The organism is Streptomyces sp. NPDC004065, from assembly GCF_044903565.1.
Lineage (GTDB): Bacteria > Actinomycetota > Actinomycetes > Streptomycetales > Streptomycetaceae > Streptomyces.
This window is the reverse complement of sequence record NZ_JBJDQT010000025.1, coordinates 104,637-122,910: the sequence shown is the minus strand read 5'-3', so window position 1 is coordinate 122,910 and position 18,274 is coordinate 104,637. Positions and strand designations below refer to the sequence as shown.

20 protein-coding genes and 1 pseudogene are annotated in these 18,274 nt (G+C 67.8%); 11 read left to right on the top strand and 10 right to left on the bottom strand.

Annotation, left to right across the window (positions count from 1 at the left end; genetic code table 11):
• The first annotated feature begins 36 nt into the window (after nt 1-36).
• From mobC to ACI2LW_RS24705, 5 genes are all read left to right on the top strand, one after another.
• A complete protein-coding gene (mobC, locus tag ACI2LW_RS24725) occupies nt 37-534 on the top strand; it encodes a plasmid mobilization relaxosome protein MobC (RefSeq protein WP_404733377.1) in 498 nt (165 codons plus the stop codon).
• Between the two features lie 59 nt (nt 535-593).
• Entirely contained in the window at nt 594-2,315 is a 1,722-nt protein-coding gene (locus tag ACI2LW_RS24720) for a relaxase/mobilization nuclease domain-containing protein (RefSeq protein ID WP_404733376.1), read from the top strand.
• Between the two features lie 83 nt (nt 2,316-2,398).
• A complete protein-coding gene (locus tag ACI2LW_RS24715) occupies nt 2,399-2,854 on the top strand; it encodes a hypothetical protein (protein ID WP_073946774.1) in 456 nt (151 codons plus the stop codon).
• An 82-nt stretch (nt 2,855-2,936) separates the two neighbouring features.
• Entirely contained in the window at nt 2,937-3,635 is a 699-nt protein-coding gene (locus ACI2LW_RS24710) for a hypothetical protein (protein WP_404733375.1), read from the top strand.
• Nucleotides 3,636-3,788: 153 nt separating this feature from the next.
• Entirely contained in the window at nt 3,789-4,139 is a 351-nt protein-coding gene (locus ACI2LW_RS24705) for a helix-turn-helix domain-containing protein (RefSeq protein WP_402424406.1), read from the top strand.
• 21 nt (nt 4,140-4,160) lie between these two features.
• Here ACI2LW_RS24705 and ACI2LW_RS24700 read toward each other — a convergent pair whose 3' ends face one another.
• The 7 genes from ACI2LW_RS24700 to ACI2LW_RS24670 form a co-directional block, all read right to left on the bottom strand.
• Nucleotides 4,161-5,015 (bottom strand): hypothetical protein, encoded by an 855-nt coding sequence (locus tag ACI2LW_RS24700; protein WP_402424409.1) that lies wholly within the window; start codon nt 5,013-5,015, stop codon nt 4,161-4,163.
• The gene (locus tag ACI2LW_RS24695; protein WP_404733374.1) at nt 4,996-5,901 is read right to left on the bottom strand and encodes an aldo/keto reductase; all 906 of its coding nucleotides are present in this window, start codon (nt 5,899-5,901) and stop codon (nt 4,996-4,998) included. The genes ACI2LW_RS24700 and ACI2LW_RS24695 overlap by 20 nt, the downstream gene beginning before the upstream one ends.
• Nucleotides 5,898-7,085 carry a cupin domain-containing protein gene (locus ACI2LW_RS24690; protein WP_404733373.1) on the bottom strand — a complete coding sequence of 396 codons (1,188 nt, stop codon included), beginning with the start codon at nt 7,083-7,085 and terminating at the stop codon, nt 5,898-5,900. The genes ACI2LW_RS24695 and ACI2LW_RS24690 overlap by 4 nt, the downstream gene beginning before the upstream one ends.
• A gap of 14 nt (nt 7,086-7,099) precedes the next feature.
• Nucleotides 7,100-7,237: a hypothetical protein gene (locus ACI2LW_RS24685; protein ID WP_006143122.1), complete on the bottom strand. Its 138-nt coding sequence runs from the start codon at nt 7,235-7,237 to the stop codon at nt 7,100-7,102.
• Between the two features lie 412 nt (nt 7,238-7,649).
• On the bottom strand, nt 7,650-8,483 hold the full coding sequence (locus ACI2LW_RS24680; RefSeq protein WP_040896666.1) for a helix-turn-helix transcriptional regulator: 834 nt from the start codon (nt 8,481-8,483) through the stop codon (nt 7,650-7,652).
• Entirely contained in the window at nt 8,480-8,995 is a 516-nt protein-coding gene (locus tag ACI2LW_RS24675) for a DUF6879 family protein (RefSeq protein ID WP_404733372.1), read from the bottom strand. The genes ACI2LW_RS24680 and ACI2LW_RS24675 overlap by 4 nt, the downstream gene beginning before the upstream one ends.
• Complete coding sequence (locus tag ACI2LW_RS24670; RefSeq protein WP_055493664.1) at nt 8,979-9,188, bottom strand: hypothetical protein; 210 nt, start codon at nt 9,186-9,188, stop codon at nt 8,979-8,981. Before ACI2LW_RS24670 ends, ACI2LW_RS24675 begins: the two co-directional genes overlap by 17 nt.
• Before the next feature lie 253 nt (nt 9,189-9,441).
• Here ACI2LW_RS24670 and ACI2LW_RS24665 point away from each other — a divergent pair, with 253 nt between their 5' ends.
• Nucleotides 9,442-9,573, top strand: a complete 132-nt coding sequence (locus tag ACI2LW_RS24665) for a hypothetical protein (RefSeq protein WP_267893341.1) — start codon at nt 9,442-9,444, stop codon at nt 9,571-9,573.
• Here the strand turns inward: ACI2LW_RS24665 and ACI2LW_RS24660 are convergent.
• A complete protein-coding gene (locus tag ACI2LW_RS24660) occupies nt 9,564-10,418 on the bottom strand; it encodes a hypothetical protein (RefSeq protein WP_404733371.1) in 855 nt (284 codons plus the stop codon). The genes ACI2LW_RS24665 and ACI2LW_RS24660 overlap by 10 nt on opposite strands.
• 388 nt (nt 10,419-10,806) lie before the next feature.
• Here ACI2LW_RS24660 and ACI2LW_RS24655 point away from each other — a divergent pair.
• From ACI2LW_RS24655 to ACI2LW_RS24640, 4 genes and pseudogenes are all read left to right on the top strand, one after another.
• A pseudogene (locus ACI2LW_RS24655) lies at nt 10,807-11,352 on the top strand (transposase); the annotation flags it as partial.
• A 260-nt stretch (nt 11,353-11,612) separates the two neighbouring features.
• The gene (locus tag ACI2LW_RS24650) at nt 11,613-12,044 is read left to right on the top strand and encodes a transposase (RefSeq protein WP_404733370.1); all 432 of its coding nucleotides are present in this window, start codon (nt 11,613-11,615) and stop codon (nt 12,042-12,044) included.
• Between the two features lie 624 nt (nt 12,045-12,668).
• Nucleotides 12,669-13,919 (top strand): hypothetical protein, encoded by a 1,251-nt coding sequence (locus ACI2LW_RS24645; protein WP_404733369.1) that lies wholly within the window; start codon nt 12,669-12,671, stop codon nt 13,917-13,919.
• Between the two features lie 155 nt (nt 13,920-14,074).
• A complete protein-coding gene (locus ACI2LW_RS24640) occupies nt 14,075-14,488 on the top strand; it encodes an NUDIX hydrolase (RefSeq protein WP_402424428.1) in 414 nt (137 codons plus the stop codon).
• A 240-nt stretch (nt 14,489-14,728) separates the two neighbouring features.
• Here the strand turns inward: ACI2LW_RS24640 and ACI2LW_RS24635 are convergent, their stop codons facing one another.
• Both ACI2LW_RS24635 and aspS read right to left on the bottom strand, forming a co-directional pair.
• Nucleotides 14,729-15,298, bottom strand: a complete 570-nt coding sequence (locus ACI2LW_RS24635) for a nucleotidyltransferase domain-containing protein (protein WP_404733396.1) — start codon at nt 15,296-15,298, stop codon at nt 14,729-14,731.
• A 128-nt stretch (nt 15,299-15,426) separates the two neighbouring features.
• Nucleotides 15,427-16,749, bottom strand: a complete 1,323-nt coding sequence (aspS, locus tag ACI2LW_RS24630; protein ID WP_404733368.1) for an aspartate--tRNA(Asn) ligase — start codon at nt 16,747-16,749, stop codon at nt 15,427-15,429.
• Nucleotides 16,750-17,270: 521 nt separating this feature from the next.
• On the opposite strand from aspS, the gene ACI2LW_RS24625 reads away from it, so the two are divergent.
• Nucleotides 17,271-18,254 (top strand): phosphotransferase family protein, encoded by a 984-nt coding sequence (locus ACI2LW_RS24625; RefSeq protein ID WP_404733367.1) that lies wholly within the window; start codon nt 17,271-17,273, stop codon nt 18,252-18,254.
• Nucleotides 18,255-18,274: the final 20 nt, after the last annotated feature.

The window sequence follows — 18,274 nt, the reverse complement described above, 5'->3', positions numbered from 1 at the left end:
TCGGGGAAGCGCGCCTTGGCCAAGCCCGCCCCAGGGGTGGCAAGAGCGGACCAGCACCGGGGGGTGCTGGTCCGTGAGACAGCGACCGAGGGAGGATCCCAGCTGGAGGAGACGCCTTCACTGCGCAAGCCGCGCGCCGCGAAGAAAACCTCGCGCAAGCGCTCGCCCAAGCCGCCCTCGCACAAGCGTGATTACGTCTGCAGCGTCCGCCTGAACGGCGACGAGAAGACCCTGCTCAGCGCTGCCGCCACCGCGACCCGTACGAGCCTGCCAGGCTTCCTCGCCCGCAGCGGGCTCGCCGCCGCTCACGACCTCGACAGCACCGCCGCCGCCATCGCCGGCCACCGCGAGCTGATCGCCGAGCTGTTCGCCGCACGCCGGCACCTCGGACAAGTCGGCAACAACCTCAATCAGATAGCCCGGGCCATCAACTCCGGCGGCCAGCCAGCGGAAATCGACGCGGTCGTCGCGGCGGTCCAGCGCGCCGTGACCCGCGTACAGGCAGCCACAGACCGACTGCTGGAGCAGCGCTGAGCTGGCTCCCCTTACCGCCCCGCATCCCGCCACTCCCAGCGACGACCTCGGACAGCAGCATGATCCCCCGGATACAAAAGCGCGGGCAGCGCACCATCGGGCTCCTCTACTACCTCTACGGGCCCGGGAAGCACGAGGAACACATCGACCCGCACCTGGTCGCCTCGTGGGACCACAACGCTCCCGACCCCGGCCGCGACCCGTCTGCCACCCTCAAGCAGCTCCAGCAGCTCCTGGACCAACCCGTCGAGAACATCGACCAGGCCGACCGGCCGAAGAAGCACGTGTGGCATCTGTCCGTCCGCAACAGTGCCGAGGACCGGATCCTGACCGACGAGGAGTGGGGCGAGGTGGCCCGCCGGATGGTCGCCGCCACCGGTATCGACTACCCCGAACAGGGCGCGGGCTGCCGGTGGGTGGCCGTCCGGCATGCCGACGACCACATTCACATCGTCGCCACGCTCGTCCGTGAGGACGGCTACAAGCCCGACCTCGACCACGACGCCGCTCGCGCCCAGGCCCAGGCCCGCGCCTTGGAAGCGGAGCTGGGTTTGCGCCGGCTCAACAAGGGCGACGGCACCGCGGCCCAACGCCCCACCAGCGCCGAGCGCCACAAAGCCGAACGTCAGGGCCGCGAGCGCACCGCGCGGGAGGAACTGCGCGAAACCGTGCGCCGCGCGGTGGCCGGCGCCAGCAGCGAGACCGAGTTCTTCGACCGGCTGGCCGCCGCCGGCCTGATCATCCGTAAGCGCGTCGCCCCCTCCGGCGACCTGCTCGGCTACAAGGTCGCCCTGCCCGACGACCGCAACAAGGACGGCGAACCGGTCTTCTACCCCGGCGCCCGCCTGGCCCCCGATCTGTCCCTGCCCCGTATCCGGGAGCGCTGGTCCGCCGACACTCGCGACCAGGACGCCACACCGGCAGATGTGCCCGCCCCTGCGGCGCCGAGCGACCCGTCCGCCGCCCGCCGACACACGGCCTCGGCCGCGTGGAACGCGGTGCTCGTCATCGAGCACGGCGACGACGCCATCGCCGCCGCGTACATTGCCGCTGCCGGCGAGGTCCTGGACGCGCTCGCGAAGACCTCCGCGGCCCGCACCAGGCGCGAACTGCGTGACGCCGCCTTCGCGTTCGAGCGGGCCTCCCGCTCCCACGTCCGCGCCGAGCGTGGCCACGACCGAGCGCTGCGGCAGGCCGCCCGTGACCTCGTCTATAGCGGTCCGGCGTTGGGCCGCGGCGAGGACGGCGCGACCACCGCGATGGCGATCGACATGCTGTTCTTCCTCATCACCGCCGCCGCCCACTGGCACGCGAAGAAGAACCACGCCCAGCAGGCCACCGCCGCCCGCCAGGCCGCCGAACATCTGCGCGCCGCCTACCAGGCCGCCGCCGCTCAACCCCTCGGTGCCCTCTACCAACGAGGCCGGCGCCTGGGCCGGGCGCTGCGGCAGCGGCAGACGACGGTGCTGCGCACAGCGCTGCCGGAGTTGGCCGAGCAGATCCTCGCCGAGCCCGGCTGGTACGCGCTCGCCGCCACCCTCGCCGACGCCGAAGCCGCCGGCCACGACCCGGCCGCCCTGCTCGCCGACGCCACGGGTCGGCGGGAGCTGGACACGGCGGAGTCCGTCAGCGACGTCCTGGTGTGGCGGCTGCGCCGGGCAGCGGACCTGCCTGCGGATACCACCGGCATGGTGCCCGACGCTCACGCCGCACAGCGCTCGGCACAGCGCGCCGGGCAGCACATCCCCGGACAGGCCCGGCCTGGGCGTGGCCGGTCGTGACTGTGGACTTTGTGAATTGAACAGGTCAGCGGACTTCGCGCACGATCATGACGCGTGCAGGACGAGACGAGGGAGGACACCGGGTGTTTCACCGGATACGACGACGCCGCCGCGCGGAAGAGGAAGAGTTCAGTGAGGTGCAGCGCCAAGCGTGCGAGGCGTGGCTGCGGATGGCCGACCAGGTGCCGCCGGTCCTGCAGATGCAGGAGGAGCATCAGCTCGCGGAGCCGGCGCCGGTTGTGGACGACTTCCTCCCGCCGGAGCTGCGGGTCCCCAGCCACGACCAGCTCGACGGCCGGGTGATGCCCTGGCCGTGGCCGGTCGTCCTGGACGGCGAGGTCGTCGCCTGCGCCGAGTGCGGCGCCTACCGCGAGTGGCTCATCCTCTCCACCCACGACCAGGTCTGGCTGCGCTGCCAGGCCGGCCACGAGCAGCACGAGACCCGTCTCGACACCGCGTGGTTCAACCGACACTCCGGCCCGGGAGATGCCATCCACGCCACGTTCGAGGACTGCCTGCGGCACCTCGGCCACCGCTGACCTCCACTCTTTCGGCCCCTTCTCGGGCCCACGGGCCCGCACTGTCCAACCGTCACCGAGCACCACAGGGGTCAGTTCACCCATGCGCGTTCGCCTCACCATCACCGCCCTCGGCCTCACCGCCGCCGCCCTCACCTTGCCCGCCTGCTCCGCCGGCACCAGCCAGGCGAAGTCCACCTCCCCGTCCTCCGCCTCCGCAGACCACCCGGCCACCAACAAGCAGAGCGACGCCCCGCTGTCGTCGGCCGCGCTTCAGCCCCGCCTGCTCGACGAGAGCGACCTCGGGTCCGACTACACCCGCAAGCCGGAGGACACCTCCAGCCACGACGACGTCACCGTCACCGGCTGCCCCGCCCTGGAGAAGCTGGGCGGCGACGCGGCGGCCAGCGGCTCCCTCGACTTCCCCAACAAGGCGAAGGTGTCCTTCACCTACACCGGCGGCAGCGCCGGTTCGCAGGTCTCCGAGGAGCTGTACAGCGACACCTCCGCGAAGCTGTCCGACGGCATCGATCGGATCTTCGACGCCATGACCGGCTGCCCGACCTACCAAGTCGTCTCCGGCAGCACCGTCATCAACGTCACGTCACAGAAGACGACCGCGCCCCGGCTCGGCGACCAGCAGTGGAGCCAGCTGATGACCTTCACCTCCGGTGGGCAGGACAGCGTCGTCAAGCAGACCGCGATACGTGAGGGAAGCCTGCTCCTCATCGTCTCTGGCGCGCCAGCCCTGGTCGGCCAGCATCTCGACAAGGCCCTCGCCAAGGCGACAGCAACCCGCTGACGCGCCCGCGACGGCGCTCTCGACCACCACGGTCGAGGGCGCCGTGTCGATCCGAGGATTCAGAGCATCCGGGTGAGCGTGCTGGGCGTCGCCGAGCAGCGGCCGGCCTAGGGTGGCGGGTCAGACGGCCCTCGACTTGAACCGCCATACCGCGTGCTCCATCCCGCCCGGTTCGTGTCCGAGGGCGGCGGCGGCCTCCTCGTACACAGCTCGCAGCTCCTCGTACTGCAGGCCCGTGACACCGGCATCCGCAGCGAAGGCCCGCAGGTGTACGTCCACAGCGACGTGCGATCGACCGAGGAGCTCACGGCCGTCCACAGCCGGTACGACAGTCTCCGGTCCGACAACGCTGGGTCCTCCGGTGATGCCCCGCGGCCGGGTGGGGACGGCAAGCTGGACATAGCCCGTGCGCGACGCGACAAGGGCGAGAGCGTCACCAGCATTGCCAAGGCGCTGGGAGTCCACCGCGCCACCCTCTACGACCACCTGGCAGAGAGGGCCTGAGAGAGGCGCGCAGGGGCGCAGTCAGGCGCTCACCTCGGAGTGCACCGGAACGGGCGGGCGCACTCCCGTGAGTGCCTCCGCTCGGGCGAGAAGGTGGGGCGCAAGGTCGGGGTACCAGCCACGGGCCACGGCTTGCAGCATCTCGGCCAGGGCCGCGAGTTCCCCGATTCGACCGGCGGGGGTGTCGAGGATGGCGGCGAACTCTTTGCGGATGCGGGCGGCTACGTCGGGTACAAGCAGGCTGTTGGCGTGGAGAAGCCCCGCGTCATAGCCGAAGGGCACCAGGCCCCACCGCTCCCAGTCCAGCAGGCACAGGGGTTCGGCGGTGAGGTTGCCCCAGTGCAGGTCACCGTGACCGGTCACCCGCTCCACGTTGGCGGGGGCCGGGATGCCGAGGAACTGGGGGAAGGCTCGTTCGATCCATCCGTCCCGGACGGTCGTCTTCACACCCTCCGCTTCAGCGAGCAGGGCAAGGGCTTGGCGAAGGTCCGCCCACCATTCGTCAGGCAGCGCCGGATCGTGGTCGATGTCGGCTCTGTCCGGGGACACCACGGGTTGCGTCAGGTAGTCCAGGACTTCGGCCTCGAAGGCCCACTCGCCGTCAGTCCAGTCGTGCACCCCATGCAGGCGGGGGCGCGGGACGCCTTCGGGTAGGAGCTGGGAAGCCCCGACGATGCCCTCCCCCTGCTTCCTGCCCGCGTTCCTTTTCGCCGTCCGGCTCACCCGTAGCCACCGGTCCTCCGCTCGGCGTCCGAGGGTGACACCGAGGAAGCCCCACGCCAGCGGACCCGTGCAGGTGAGGCCCAGTGCCTTGGCCGCCCGGTCGTGGGCTGCCTCCATCAGGGCTCGTACCTCCTCATTCACCGGCGAGTTCATCCGTCACCCTCCTGAGTTCATGGGCCGTCAGCGGCGCAGCCAGAGCCTTGGCCATATCGTCCCAGTGCTCGCGGGTGCTCGCGGAGGTGAGGACGACATCGAGGCCGGGGCACGAGCCAGCGGCCAGCATGGCAGCGGCTGCGGCCGACAGGCCGGGGCGGATGAGGTTCACCAGTTCGGGTGTCATGGCGTCGAGGAGTTCGCCCCCGTGCAGGGGAGCGGAGCCGAACGTGATCAGCCCGGCGTCCTTCGCCTGTACCAGTGGTCCGCCGCCGTTCAGGGCCTGTCTGATCGGGGCATCCATGATCAGGCTGACGGGCGTCTGCATGCCCGTGAAGTGATGCTCGGCGGAACCAGCCGCCTGGCGTGCGAGCGCGAGCAACTCGGCGACACTGAACGCTCCGGAGGTCAGGCCCGACCAAGTGGCGACGCCGTACCCGCCTATCCTGCCCGCATGGGCGAATTCCTCCAGCGCCGTGAAGGCTTCCCGCACGCGCCCGTGCAGAGCGGCGCGGTCAGGGCCGTGCCCGTGGTGCTCGGGGTTGTGCACGAACACCAGGTCCACGCGCCCGAGCTCGGCCAAGGATCGCTCCGTCTGCCAGCGGACGAAGCCTCGCTCAAGGCTGTGCCTACCGGCCGCCTCTTCCCGGGTGAGCACGCCCTCAGCCAGGGCGCTGCGGCCTTGTTCCTCCGTGAAGAACCCCGTCTTCGTGGCTACCCGCACGGTCGGGTATTCCCCGAGCACCGGGCGCAGCTCCTCATGCGCCTGACCACGACCATAGTTGGGTGCCGTGTCCACCCAGGGGCTACCTGCGGCCAGGGCGGCGCGTGCCGCCTGACTGACGGCACGCACGCGGTATGTCCCCAGGCAGAGCGCGGCGGTCACAGTGCCGTCCCCACGACTGCGACGGCGTGGCCGTCGATGAGGACGGAGACCAGTTCGGCCACCTCCTTGACCTCAAGCCCGGCGGAGTCGGCCACCTCCCCGAGCGTGGTCGGCTGGTTGGTCAGCAGCGTGCCCAGCGCGGGCGCCGCGGACTCAGCGAAGTCCCACGCGGTACCCGCCGCGGAGAAGGTGACCGTGCCCTGTTCGCGGTTGGCCGTCAGGCGACCTCTCGGAGCGGTGAGCTTGACCGTGATCTCTCTCCGTGCGGGGAGTCCGTCCACGTAGGGCAGGGACGGAATCGCGTGGCCCAGGTCTGTCGTGTCGATCGACTCCGCCCACCGCTCCACGAGGCGGGGGTCCGCCATCATGTCGGCCACCTCACGTCGTACGGCGTCGATGAAGTCCGACTGTTCCGCCAGCGAGCCGAAGCGCGGGATGTCCCGGCGCAGCGCGAGGGACGCCCGGAGCTGATCGACGACCCACAGCATCAGGTCAGCGCCGGTGTGCGGGACCATGCCGAACGTGAGGTGAAGGGATTCCGTCCCCTGATCGGCGGTGACCGAGTGCCACCACCCGCGCGGCAGGTAGAGCACGTCACCCGGGGACAGAACGAGGTCCGCCACCGGGTCGCCCTCCGGCTCCTCCGGCGACTCCACGTCCCGGAAGGTGGGCGCCTCACGGGTCATCCCCCACAGGCGCCACCGCTTCGAGCCATGCAGTTGCACCACGACGACATCGTGGTCGTCCCAATGCCGGCCGAAGCCCTCCCGCTCGGTCCACGAGGCGTACACGTTGGCCTGCACGGAAGTCCCGAGGAAGCGTTCCAGCCCCTCCGCAGCCGCCCCCACGGCGGGGTGGATCTTCTCCACCGCGTCGAGGACCAGCGACGCCCCGTCCCTGAGCTGGGCGTGGAAGTCGGACGGCTGGATACGGGACCAGGTGACCGCGCGGCGGTTCGTTGTCGGGATCGCGTAGCGGTGCAGCGGCACCATCTCGCCGTCAGCCGACAGGCGCAGCCGGGGCGGCTCCAGCCGCTGCGTGGCAATGATCCGGTTCAGGTCGTCCCAGGAGAACAGACCCGCCACGTCGGCGCCCCCGGGGAAGTGCGCGTACGAGCGGTGGTACGTCTGGGCGAGGAACCTGTCCCCGCCCAGACGCCCCGCCCACGAGGCTGCATCAAGCAACGTGGGCGCTCCCGTCAGTCGTTGCCGTCGGAACGGCCACTGCTGACGTCCGACTCCTGCTCGGCACGCGTGCGCGCGGCCACGATCTTCCGCTTCGCGACGAGCAGTCCACCCCCCTCGGGGGCGGCCGACGTGGTGTTCTCTTCCACCATCGGACTTACCTCTCTCTTCTCGGGGACTCCCACCGGGATTCCGGCAGGAAGCAAAGGGACAGCGACGAGCGCGGCGGACGCCGACCTTGGCGACGACGGGCGCCCCGTGCACCGCGGGCACCCGGACGGCGGGGACTTGGTCGGCGGACCCGAGATCACTGCGTTGCGGTGGTTCACCTGCACCATGCGCACCGAGTCCTACATCCGGCCCCCGTCGTATGACACCCGGAGAGTCATGCACCCGGTCGTCATGAGCGCACACCAGCGTCAGGGCCGAACCTCCGCCGATACCCCAGCCGCCACCCCACGCCGTAGCGGACCCACTTTTCGTTTCGCCCTGTCGCTGCCATGGGGGAAATCATTGGCCTACAAAGCGACGGCTGTGTAGTTCTTTCCCGTCATGGACTAAAGATCATGAACGGCAGGCGGCGGACCACTCCGCCAACAAGGCTCGCGCTTCGTCCCCGAACAGCGCATAACCCTCAAGCGTGGAGAACAGTTCCAAGTGCATTTCGATGTCGCGTGGATCTCTCAGGATCACGACACCGGTGGTGTTCTCCACGGTGGCCAGGGTGTCGTCATAGATGGTGAAGGTGTCCATCGGAGCCATGGGCTTGTATCCCGCGATGGGGATGACGCCGAGCTTCACGTTCGCAAGGTGGGTCAGTGAGGCCAGCCGGTCAATCTGCATCGCCATCGCAGCCGGGGGCAGGAGTGGCCACCTCACAGCCTGCTCGGTGAGAATGAAAGTGAACCTCTTCTTCGTGTCGTAAAGAACCTCCTGCCGCTCCAACTTCCTCGCGATCGTCTTAGTGACATCGGCCGGAGAATGGGCAAGGCTGGCGCGGATGTACTCAGGGGTGGACAGCAGTCCTGTAATCATCGAGAGCAGGAAGAAGCGGAACTCCGTGGACGAGGATTCAAGGGCGGCAAGTTCAGTCTGCTTCTTCTCCAGGCCCCTACGCCGGAGCGAGCGCAGGTCTTGCCATTCGGTGTTAGCCAGCCTCGCGAGGGCAACGACCTCCTCGATGACCTCGGGCGGAGCCACCACGGCCCGGAGGATCCTTTCCAGATCCAGCAGACTCGGCTGAACTTTCCCATTCTCGATCCGACTGATCTTCGATTGGGACATGTTGCAACGCCGAGCGAGCCGGTCCCCAGTGAGGCCGGCTCGCTTGCGTAGTTCTTTCAGCAGGGCCGCCAGTTCCTGTTTCGGCTGCCCGAGCTGCTCAGGATCGAACGTCACCCGCTGCTCACGTACTCCAGGAACGGCACGGATTTGGCAATGGCAATCCGCTTCCACTGCCGGTAGGGCTCCGGGTCGCCCTCGTACAGCTCCCGTTTTATCTGTGTCCCGTCCGCCCGGTAGTTCATCAGGACCACCTTGGACTCGTCGAACATCCAGAAGTCCTGATCTGGAAGTCCCGGGTTCTCCCGGTCGGTGAGGTCGAGGATACGGATATCCTCGCCCGCCTTCACGTGGTGCCGGTAGTAGTACTCGAATTCGAACCGAAGGTAGTCCGAGAGCGGGCGGGTCACGACGTGCACCCTGCCGACTCTCTTTCCTTCCGAGGCCCACTGCCGGACCTCATCCATCCAGGCCGATGTGTAATCGTCCGGCGACTTCTCCCCGGCGAGGAATCGCTTCAACTTCTCCGCTTCCTGGGGCATGGTGTAGACGGGCAGCGTCTCCAGCCTCCACGCCTCACGCTCCATGGAATCGAAGCAGTCGTTCCAGGCGTCACCATCCAAGTGCACGGAACGCCTCCCTGAGAACCGCCTCCGGGATTTCCACAAGCCCTTCCCCGGCGGGCGGGGTGAAGGCGTCGGACACGTCACCCTGCACCACGAACGACCCCGCGGCCGTGCGGTACACGTTCGGGCAGTCCTTCTCTCCGCACTCGCCGTTGCCATTGCCCGTGAGCCGGGTGAGTGCCGAACGCTCGGACATGCCAAACCCCCTTGCTCTGGCCCCGATTGGGCCGCCCGCCCATGACGTTAGAGGGGGCGGGGCGCAGCGTCTATGCACGAACACGACTATGCGTCTCCTCGCATAAACCCGTGCGGCCGGAGGGGCGCAGCCGAAGGGGAGGAAGAGGAGCGGCAGGGTGCGGGGGCTGACTGAGGGACCCCGTCCTACCTGCTCCCGGCAGCAGGCCACCCCGGTGCAGGCTGCCTTCAGGGCCGCCTACCACCTCCCGCCCGTGAACGCGGTAGCGGTCGGCACGGACAACCCCGACCACCTGCGAGAGCTGACCAATGCCCAGAGCTTCGCGGTGGACGAGGAGGCCGTCCGCCACTACCGCAGCCTCCTGCGCAACCGCCGTCAGGAGTGAAGCTCGGCGATGAGCCGCGCCGCCTCCTCCCGGGCGGGCTCCAAGCGGGGATCCTGGGGATGGGCGTGCGGCCCTACGACCTTCGCACAGAAGAACAGGGCCATCAGCCGGCCAGACCTGCTCTCCAGGTCTGGCCGACGCTCCGCCCACACTCGTTGTGCCAGGGCAGGGACGGCGAGGGAGTTCCCCCAGAGGGTGACCGCGTCCAGTCCGCGCGGCGCCATCCCCCAATCCTCCCAATCGATGATGCAGAACTCGGGCCCGGTCACGTTCGCCCACGTCAGATCCGCATGTGCTGGCGTCCACTCATCCACGGTGGCGTCTACTTCGGGGAAGACCGCTCGGATCGTCCCAGTCACCAGTTCCTGGGTGGCCGTCTCTGTGTCCGGAGTGGCTAGGCGGTGCGTGCGCTGCGCGGCGAGTGCGTCCAGTGAAGCATTGAGTGCCGCCCACCAGCCGTCCGACAGTTGAGGATCCTCGATCACCAGAGCGGCTTGCCCAACGGGCGGGGCGGTGACCAGCACCATTTCGTCTGCCCGCCACATCACCGGCTCGTCCCGCTCGCGCCACCCCAGCCCCGCGTACCACTTCGGCATAGACACTCCATGCAAGACCGCTGCGGCCTCGGTGCCGTTCCAGCCCTGTGCTCCGATCCGGTCGAAGCTGCGCCGCTCAACCCTCACCCACGTTCCACGGTCCGTCCGCGCCCCAACCGAGCGCCGCTTGCACACCACGGTGTCACGGAGCAACTGCATTTGAAGGGACCGCTCCACGTGTTCGAGAACGTCATCAACCGGCTCAACACGCAAGTCCACGGCCCGTGCACCAGGCGAAGAGAGCGTCATCTGGACTCCTTGGGCCCTCGCTGTGGGGTAGGGGCGACCTGCCGTCAGGTGAAAGCACCCGTAAGTTGATTAATGTAGTGGGTGATGTGCGGCATCCTGTGCGGCAGTTGATCGAGCGGGAAGAGGCGGAGCGCCTGGCATTCGCCAAGGACGAGGTCGGTTGCGGCAACTTCCCCCCTCTACGGAGCGAGGAACAGCTGCGGCGGGATGATCTGCGGCAGGAGGGACCGCGACGGCCCGCGAGACGCTGGATTAGACGGGCGTGTGCTGTGCTGTACGGCGCGGTCTGGTTGAGCGGATCCATCCGGCGACGGGTGTCCACTGCGTGTACCTGGCAGGGGACGCAACGAACAATGATGCGGTTGAAGAGCGGCTTGGGTGGCGAAGAATGCGGCGGGCCTGTAGACCGTATGAAGCGGTCGTTCTGAGCTGCGGCTGGGGTCGGCTACCGCGCCGAAGGCCGATGCCCCGCAGGGGAGTTGACGCGGGTTGCCCACCGGTGAGCACGGTGGCGGGTAGTGCCGCAATTACCAGGAGGCACCGGATGTTTTCCGAGCGTACTTCGGTCGGCCTGGATGTCCACGCCCGCACCACGACGGCGTGGGCCCTGGACGGCGAGACGGGCGAGGTCTTCAGCGAGCGACTCGACGCCGAGACGCACGACGTGCTGGCGTGGGTGGCCACACTGCCACAGCCGGCGGCGGTGGCCTACGAGGCAGGACCGACGGGTTTCGTGCTGGCACGAGCCCTGGAATCGATCGGGCTTCGTTGTGTGGTGGCAGCCCCGTCGAAGATGGAGCGACCCGCAGGCGACCGGATCAAGACGGACAAGCGGGATGCCCAGCGGCTGGCGAAGCTGTTACGGATGGACGAGTTGCCGGTGGTGCGGGTCCCGACGCTGGCCGAGGAGGCCGCCCGGGATCTCGTCCGAGGGCGCGACGACGTGCGTCGGGACCTGGCCCGGGCCCGCAACCGGATCTCCAAGCTGTTATTGGGCAGGGGCGGGTCTGGCGGGGTGGCTCGGGCTGGACCTGCATCCACCACGAGTGGCTGCGCAAGCAGCGATTCGGCGACGCGGACACTCAGTTCGCCTTCGACAACGGATACGAGGAGGTCCTGGCCCTGGAGACCATGCGCGACCGTTTCGACCAGCGCATCACCGACGCAGCCGCCCGTCCTGAATAGTGTCCGGTCGTGCGCCGTCTGGCCTGCCTGCGCGGCATCGACACGCTCTCCGCACTCGGCCTGGCCGTCGAGGTCGGCGACTGGCAGCGGTTTACCGGCGCGACCATCGGCGCCTACCTCGGCCTGGTGCCCAGCGAACACTCCTCGGGCCCCAACCGCTTCCAGGGGCCGATCACCAAGACCGGCAACAGCCACGCCCGCCGCCTGCTGGTCGAGGCGTCATGGCAGCACTACAAGCCCTACCGCGGTCCGGGCGTGACCCTGCGCCGCCGGATGGAGCTGGCCTCCCTGCCGGTACGGCAACGGGCCGATCTCGGCAACCGGCGGCTCCACCAACGGTGGGAGTCCTTCCTGGCCCGGAAGAAGAACACCAACGTCGCCGCCGTCGCCGTGGCCCGCGAACTGGCGGGCTGGTGCTGGAGTTTGGCGGTGATGGACTGACCCTGCGGGGTCCACAGAACGGCCGGCGGGAGGCCGGACGTGCCAGCGCGAGGGACGATGCCCGCGGACCCTATGAGCACCCGCTCCGGCGGGCCACGCTCGGCTGTAGACCGGAGGCTCCGTCCCCGACGAACATCCGGTCATGCGGTAACCAACCCGCGGATATCAGGCTGGCCGCGCGTCGACGCACGACACGCCACCGACCTCCCGCCGGTCCCACAGCACCACCCCCAGGCCCGCACCAGCGGACCCGGAATGCCCTGTGCCCTTGACAAAATCGCCTACATATCAGGTTCTCAATTTCAGTGTCAGGCGCCGACCCTGTGACCTGGATATTTCCCTTGAGTCTCACGTTGTGTCGGCAGGCGGCTGTCTCAGATCGGTGTCATTTCCTCAGGCTGTCCAGCAGGCTGCAACGCGGCCCGGGGCGTCACGAACCTGCATCGGCAACCATCCGTTCCACCCACTCACACACCTTCGTTGCACACGAACGTCCCGAGCGTCGTCGCTGACAAGCGCCTGCGGGACTACGGACGGGTTGATCAGCCCATAATTGGAGTCAGTGCCGAGCGACCCGGCGCATCGCACCCGCCCCGGGTGCACTCACCGCGATCGGAGAGCATCGTGAAGAACAGCGCGTTGTGGCGAGTGGTTGACAACGAGAGTGGTACCCAGTCCATCGTCAGCTCGCCCTCCGAGGCGGTGGCGTTCGTCAACAGCCGGTTCGACACCGATGACGACGACGAGCCGTTCAGCATCACCGAGGTCGGTCCTCTCCTTCCGAAGCCGCTCGGGGTCATCACTGCATGGGCTGCCGAGAAGGACGGCGAGCGAACCGACGGGCGTACTGCCCCGATCACCATCAGGCCGGTTGTGACGGACAACGCCAGCGAGTGCGATGACGTCGTGCTCTGGGGCGACGTGTACGTCTCCTGGGACCACGACATGTACACCGTCGAGGAGCCGGACAGCTCCGAATACAGCGAGGCTTACAGCGCAGCCGAGTTGAGCGCGATCCTCGACGAGTACGCCGATGACTACGAGTACGCGCCTGAAGGGCCTGAAGGGCCCGACAGCCACAGGTGGCCGAAAGCGGAAGAGTTGATCACCTACGGCGCCCAGGAGTGCGCCAAGCGGTTCGGGCACCTCGACGACGACGCCCTGCTGTGGCTCGCTGCCACCCGCATCACGCTCGCCGTGTGGCGCAACACACCCGTCGAGAACTGGCATGCCGGGAAGAGTCCGCTGCACGACGGCACAATGATGCGGATCAACGCGGCAACCACCCGACTCGTGCGCTCGATGCTGTCGTTCGACCATGTCGACTGGATCGGTCTCGGTCTCGCGATCGTCAACCCGTCCCGGGTTCTACCGACCGGGCAGTCTGTGCTCGAGCTCGGGCTGGCCTGCCACAACCCTGACGACCCGGCACACGAGGATGATCCGCGCGTAGAACTCGCGGAGATGGCACAGGTCGCGATCTCATGGGGGCGAAGGTACTGCCTTAGCGAGAAGGAGTTCGGTCTGCGAACCCTGGTCGAATCCTTGTGCGCGTTCGACAACGGCTGGTTCGGAGCACCGAGTTGGGGGCGCATCGTCGATCGGTTCCTTACGGCTGTCGACGACCGGGAGAATGCGCACTGGCGCATACACCGGGACAAGCCTTGGTTCGACGAGTGGTTCACCAACCGGCCGGCCGACATTGCGGACACCACGGAATTTCGTCGGCTGCTCCTTGCCGGGCCCGACCTGCTGTCCGAGGAGGCCGCCGAATGGTGCGTGGATGGCGCCATCGGCTACGTCTGTCAGGACGACCACGCAAACGGCTGCCCGCTGTGCGGTATCCCGCTGGCAACGGAGTCCTCAAACGAGTGACGGCAGTGGCCAGCGATTCTCAATCCCGTGTCAGTTCGGCCAGTCACATGACATCGCGACTGAGAAAATGACACGGGATCTGAGAACCTACAGGGCCGCTTCACGTCCGCCGACACGATCTACCCGCCGATGCTGGCAGCACTGGAGGAAGACGTATGACCGAGCAAACGGCACAAGAGCGACCGGGCATCGCAGCCGCGATCGTGGTCCAGGACGGCGCCGTGCTCATGGTTCGTCGCCGGGTCGCGGAAGGTCAACTGTCGTGGCAGTTCCCTGCGGGCGAGATCGAGGCGACGGAGACCCCTGAACAAGCAGCCGTGCGAGAGACGAGCCAAGAGGTCGGCATGGAGGTGACCGCTCTCAAGGTCCTCGGAGAACGGGTTCACCCCAAGACTGGCCGGAAGATGACCTACGTGGCCTGTGTCGTAGAGTCCGGCGCTCCTTACGTCGCGGACGAGGATGAACTGGCTGAGGTGGCATGGGTCCGGCATGCCCAGATTCCCGCGTACGTGCCGTACGGCCTCTTCGACGCGGTGCAGGTATATCTCGACGCCGCACTGAGCCGGTAACACCTCGGTGCGTCCTGCGGAGGAGGACGAGGCAGCGTCGGGTAATCAGACCGCCCTCCCGACGAGCTAAGGAACTGGTCGTGGACACTGAAATCGGCCTGATCTGCCTGCGGTTGGTTAGCGTGGCGTCGCCATTGCCTCGTCGACCAAGTGTTCACTCATGGAGTGCCAGGGCTTCAGGTTGTACAACTCTCGTACCACCTTCGTGTCACCCACGGACCGCGCTCGGCGGCCGACGTCTCATCTGTCTGCGTCCGGTGGCGTAAGACGCTGCCGCCATGGGTGGTCCGGCACGGTTACTGCGATAGCGTTCGCCAACCAAATGCGTTGAGGTTCGCCGAGCAGCGGCAGTACCGCTTCGAAGTCTGTCTCATCCTTCTCCCGCGTCGCCTTCGCCTTGTAGTAGAGCTGCACCTCGGGCGCCAGGTAGGGGATACCAGTCCCGCTTCTTCGTCCCAACCGCTCGATCGGAAGCCGGATCCGTGGGGTACGCCGAGAGACCCAATGGGTGCCCTCCGCCTCGTCCAGCATGAGCTGCACGGACCAGGGTGCCTCAGGCGTGCGTCGGCACCAGGTGTCGTGAAGGGGCGGCTGAAGAGTCTCCCCAGAACGCCACGGGCGCAGCCGCCCCATGCCAGGTGGGTCCGCCACGTACAGGTCCCAGTCGGTCAAGAGATCGCGCACGCGAGCTTGGTCCCGTCGGAGGACGAGGACATCGAGATCGCCGTGCGGGCGTAGCTCACGGCCGACGGCGAGTTCGATCGCGTACCCGCCAGCGATCCACCACGGGAAGTCGGCCGCAGCGAACATGACAGCTAGATCTTCGGGACGAGCCGGCACCCAGCGCCCCACTCCCTCAATACTCACCTGTCCATGCTCTCAGTGAACGAGGCCCCGGAAGGGAAATCCGACGTAGGCCAGCCATGCACAGAGGCCAGCTATGGGGTGAGCCGGTTCGGTCCGCGGAAGAGGAAGGTGGCCTCGCGGATCGACTCCAGACCGAGCAAGACCATGAGTACGCGTCCAAGGCCCATGCCCAGCCCGCCGTGCGGTGGGCACCCGTACCGGAACGCGTTCAGGTAGTCCTGCATCGGCTCCGGACTCATGCCCTTCTCGGCGGCTTGCTTCAGCAGCACGTCGTAGCGGTGCTCGCGCTGGGCGCCGGTGGTGATCTCCAGCCCCTTCCAGAGCAGGTCGAAGCTCAGGGTCACGCTCGGGTCGTCGGCCGGCCGCATGTGGTAGAAGGGCCGGATGCCCACGGGGTAGTGGGTGATGAACACGAACTCGTGGCCGGTGGCCTGCTGGATGTGGGCGCTGATGCTCCGCTCGCCCTCCGGGTCCAGGTCCTCCTTGGTTCCTTCCGCGTCCCATCCGCCCTTGCGCAGGATGTCGTGCGCCTTGGCCATGGTGATGCGGGGGAAGGGCGTCGTGGGGACGGTGATCTCCACGCCGAACTGCTCCCGGACCGCATCGCCGTGTGCACCGGCGACCTTGGTGATGGCGTGGGCGAGCATCTGCTCCTCGAACGCCATAACGTCCTCGACGCCGTCAATCCAGGCCAGCTCGACGTCGACGCCGGTGAACTCGGTGGCGTGCCGGGAGGTGAACGACGGCTCTGCACGGAAGACGGGGCCGATCTCGAAGACCTTCTCGATTCCGGCCGAGATCGCCATCTGCTTGTAGAACTGCGGCGACTGGGCGAGATAGGCGCTGCGATCGAAGTAGCCGAGTTCGAAGACCTCGGCGCCAGACTCCGAGGCGGTGCCCATGAGCTTGGGGGTGTGCATCTCCGTGGCGCCCTGCGCATAGGCGTACTCGCGCATCCCCTGCTCAAGGGTGGTCTGCACGGCGAACATCAGCCGGGCGGCGGGACGGCGGCGTACGTCCAAGAACCGCCAGTCCAGGCGGTGCTCCAGGCCCGTGTGCTCGTCGATGGGCAGCGGTGTCGCGGCCCGGTTCAGGACCTCGACCCGCTCCGGGATGATCTCCAGGCTGTGGAGCTTCACGATCGGGTTCTCGACGACGCGGCCGGTGATCCGCACCGCGGACTCCGGCGTGAGCTGCTGCAGGGCGGCCTCGATGTCGTCGCCTGCGCCGCCGCGCCGGTGGGTGACCTGCACCATGCCCGTGTGGTCCCGTACGACGACGAACTGGACCTTACTCAGCAGGCGCAGAGTGTGCGCCCAGCCCGACACGGAAACGGTTCGACCCAAGTGCTCGCGCAGGCCAGACACCAATACACGATCGGTCGTATGGATCATCGTAGCCCTCCAGGGCGTCACGGTGATCCCTTGGGGGCGCGGGCGAGAAGGGGACTCGCGGTTCCACCACGCCTTCACCACCACCCGACAGTGGCGGCCTCATTCGTGGCCGGTAACGGGGCCAGCCGGCGGGGCATTGGACCACATGGCCGTTCCTCCCCGCACTCAGGAGGGTTTTCACCCCGGGGCGCGAGGCTGCCTTCCCAGCTGCCAGCAGCTCTCTCGGCTCGCGTGATCCCGGGCTACTCGTCTCCGTCATCGCGTTGTGACGGAGGATAGCGAGCCAGGGCCTCGAGACGACAGCGAGATTTCTGCGTAGATCGTGATCGTGCCAGTGGGCAGGTTCGGAAGCAGGTGCGGCCACCCGACGATCAACGGCGCCAGGAAGGAGGAGGTGTAGTCGCACTGATGATGACGCTACCCGGGGCGCAGCCTACGAGGCTCAGTCAGCGAATGGACGGACACGGATCCGCGTGACAATTTCGTGGCGCCGGGAAACACAGCTCCCCCATCCTGACGGAATGCCCGACATCATCACCTCGCGCCTTCAGTACAACGCCACAGCGGTACGCCCAGACTGGAGGGACCTCCCACAAGACGTTCGCCAGCTCATCACCCGACGCCTCGGAGGCCCAGTAGAGGCCGGGTGCAGCGCAGGGAGCGGATTTACCAGCGGCTTCGCCGCTGTACTCCGCGGGGCCTTCGGACCTCTGTTCGTCAAGGCGGTCAAGAGCCTGGACAACAGCGTGGTGGCCGACTCCTACCGCAGGGAAGCGTTGATCAACCAGGCGCTCCCGGCAGAGATTCCGGCGCCACGCCTGCAGTGGATTGAGGAGCACGACGGATGGGTCGTTCTCGGCATCGACGCTGTCCCCGGTGGCCGCATGCCCACCACACCGTGGAAGCCTGATGAGCTAACGGCCACTCTCGACGCGTACAGGATCACAGCAGAGGCACTCTCCACCCCACCCACAGCACTCCAGCATGTGGGCCTCAAGCCGGTGGGTGACGGCGGTGACTTCGCCGACTGGCGCAACCTCGCCCGAGGCGCCACGCACACGAACGCCCTGCCTTCCTGGGTACCACTCGACCTACTGGACGTGCTGGCCAGCCTGGAAAGCGGATGGCGGGAGGCCGTCGCAGGCAATGCCGTCCTCCACCACGACCTACGACAGGACAACGTGCTGATCGATGCGCACGGCGCCGCGTGGATCTGCGACTGGAACTGGCCCTGCCTGGGTGCGAGCTGGTTCGACCTCGTCCTGCTCCTGGCCACCGCCTACGCCGACGGACACGACGCCACCGCCCTGTTCACCCAGCACCCCACCGCCCGCGGAGTCGCCGACGAACAACTCGATGCGGCGCTCGCCGCTCTCTCCGGTTTCTTCCTCACCTCCGGCGGACAGCCCGCAGCAGACTGGTCACCGCATCTTCGCCAGCACCAGACGTGGTGCGGAGAGGTCACACTGCGATGGCTGGCCAACCGGCGCGGTTGGGCACTCTGACCTGGGGCCCACCCGTTCAG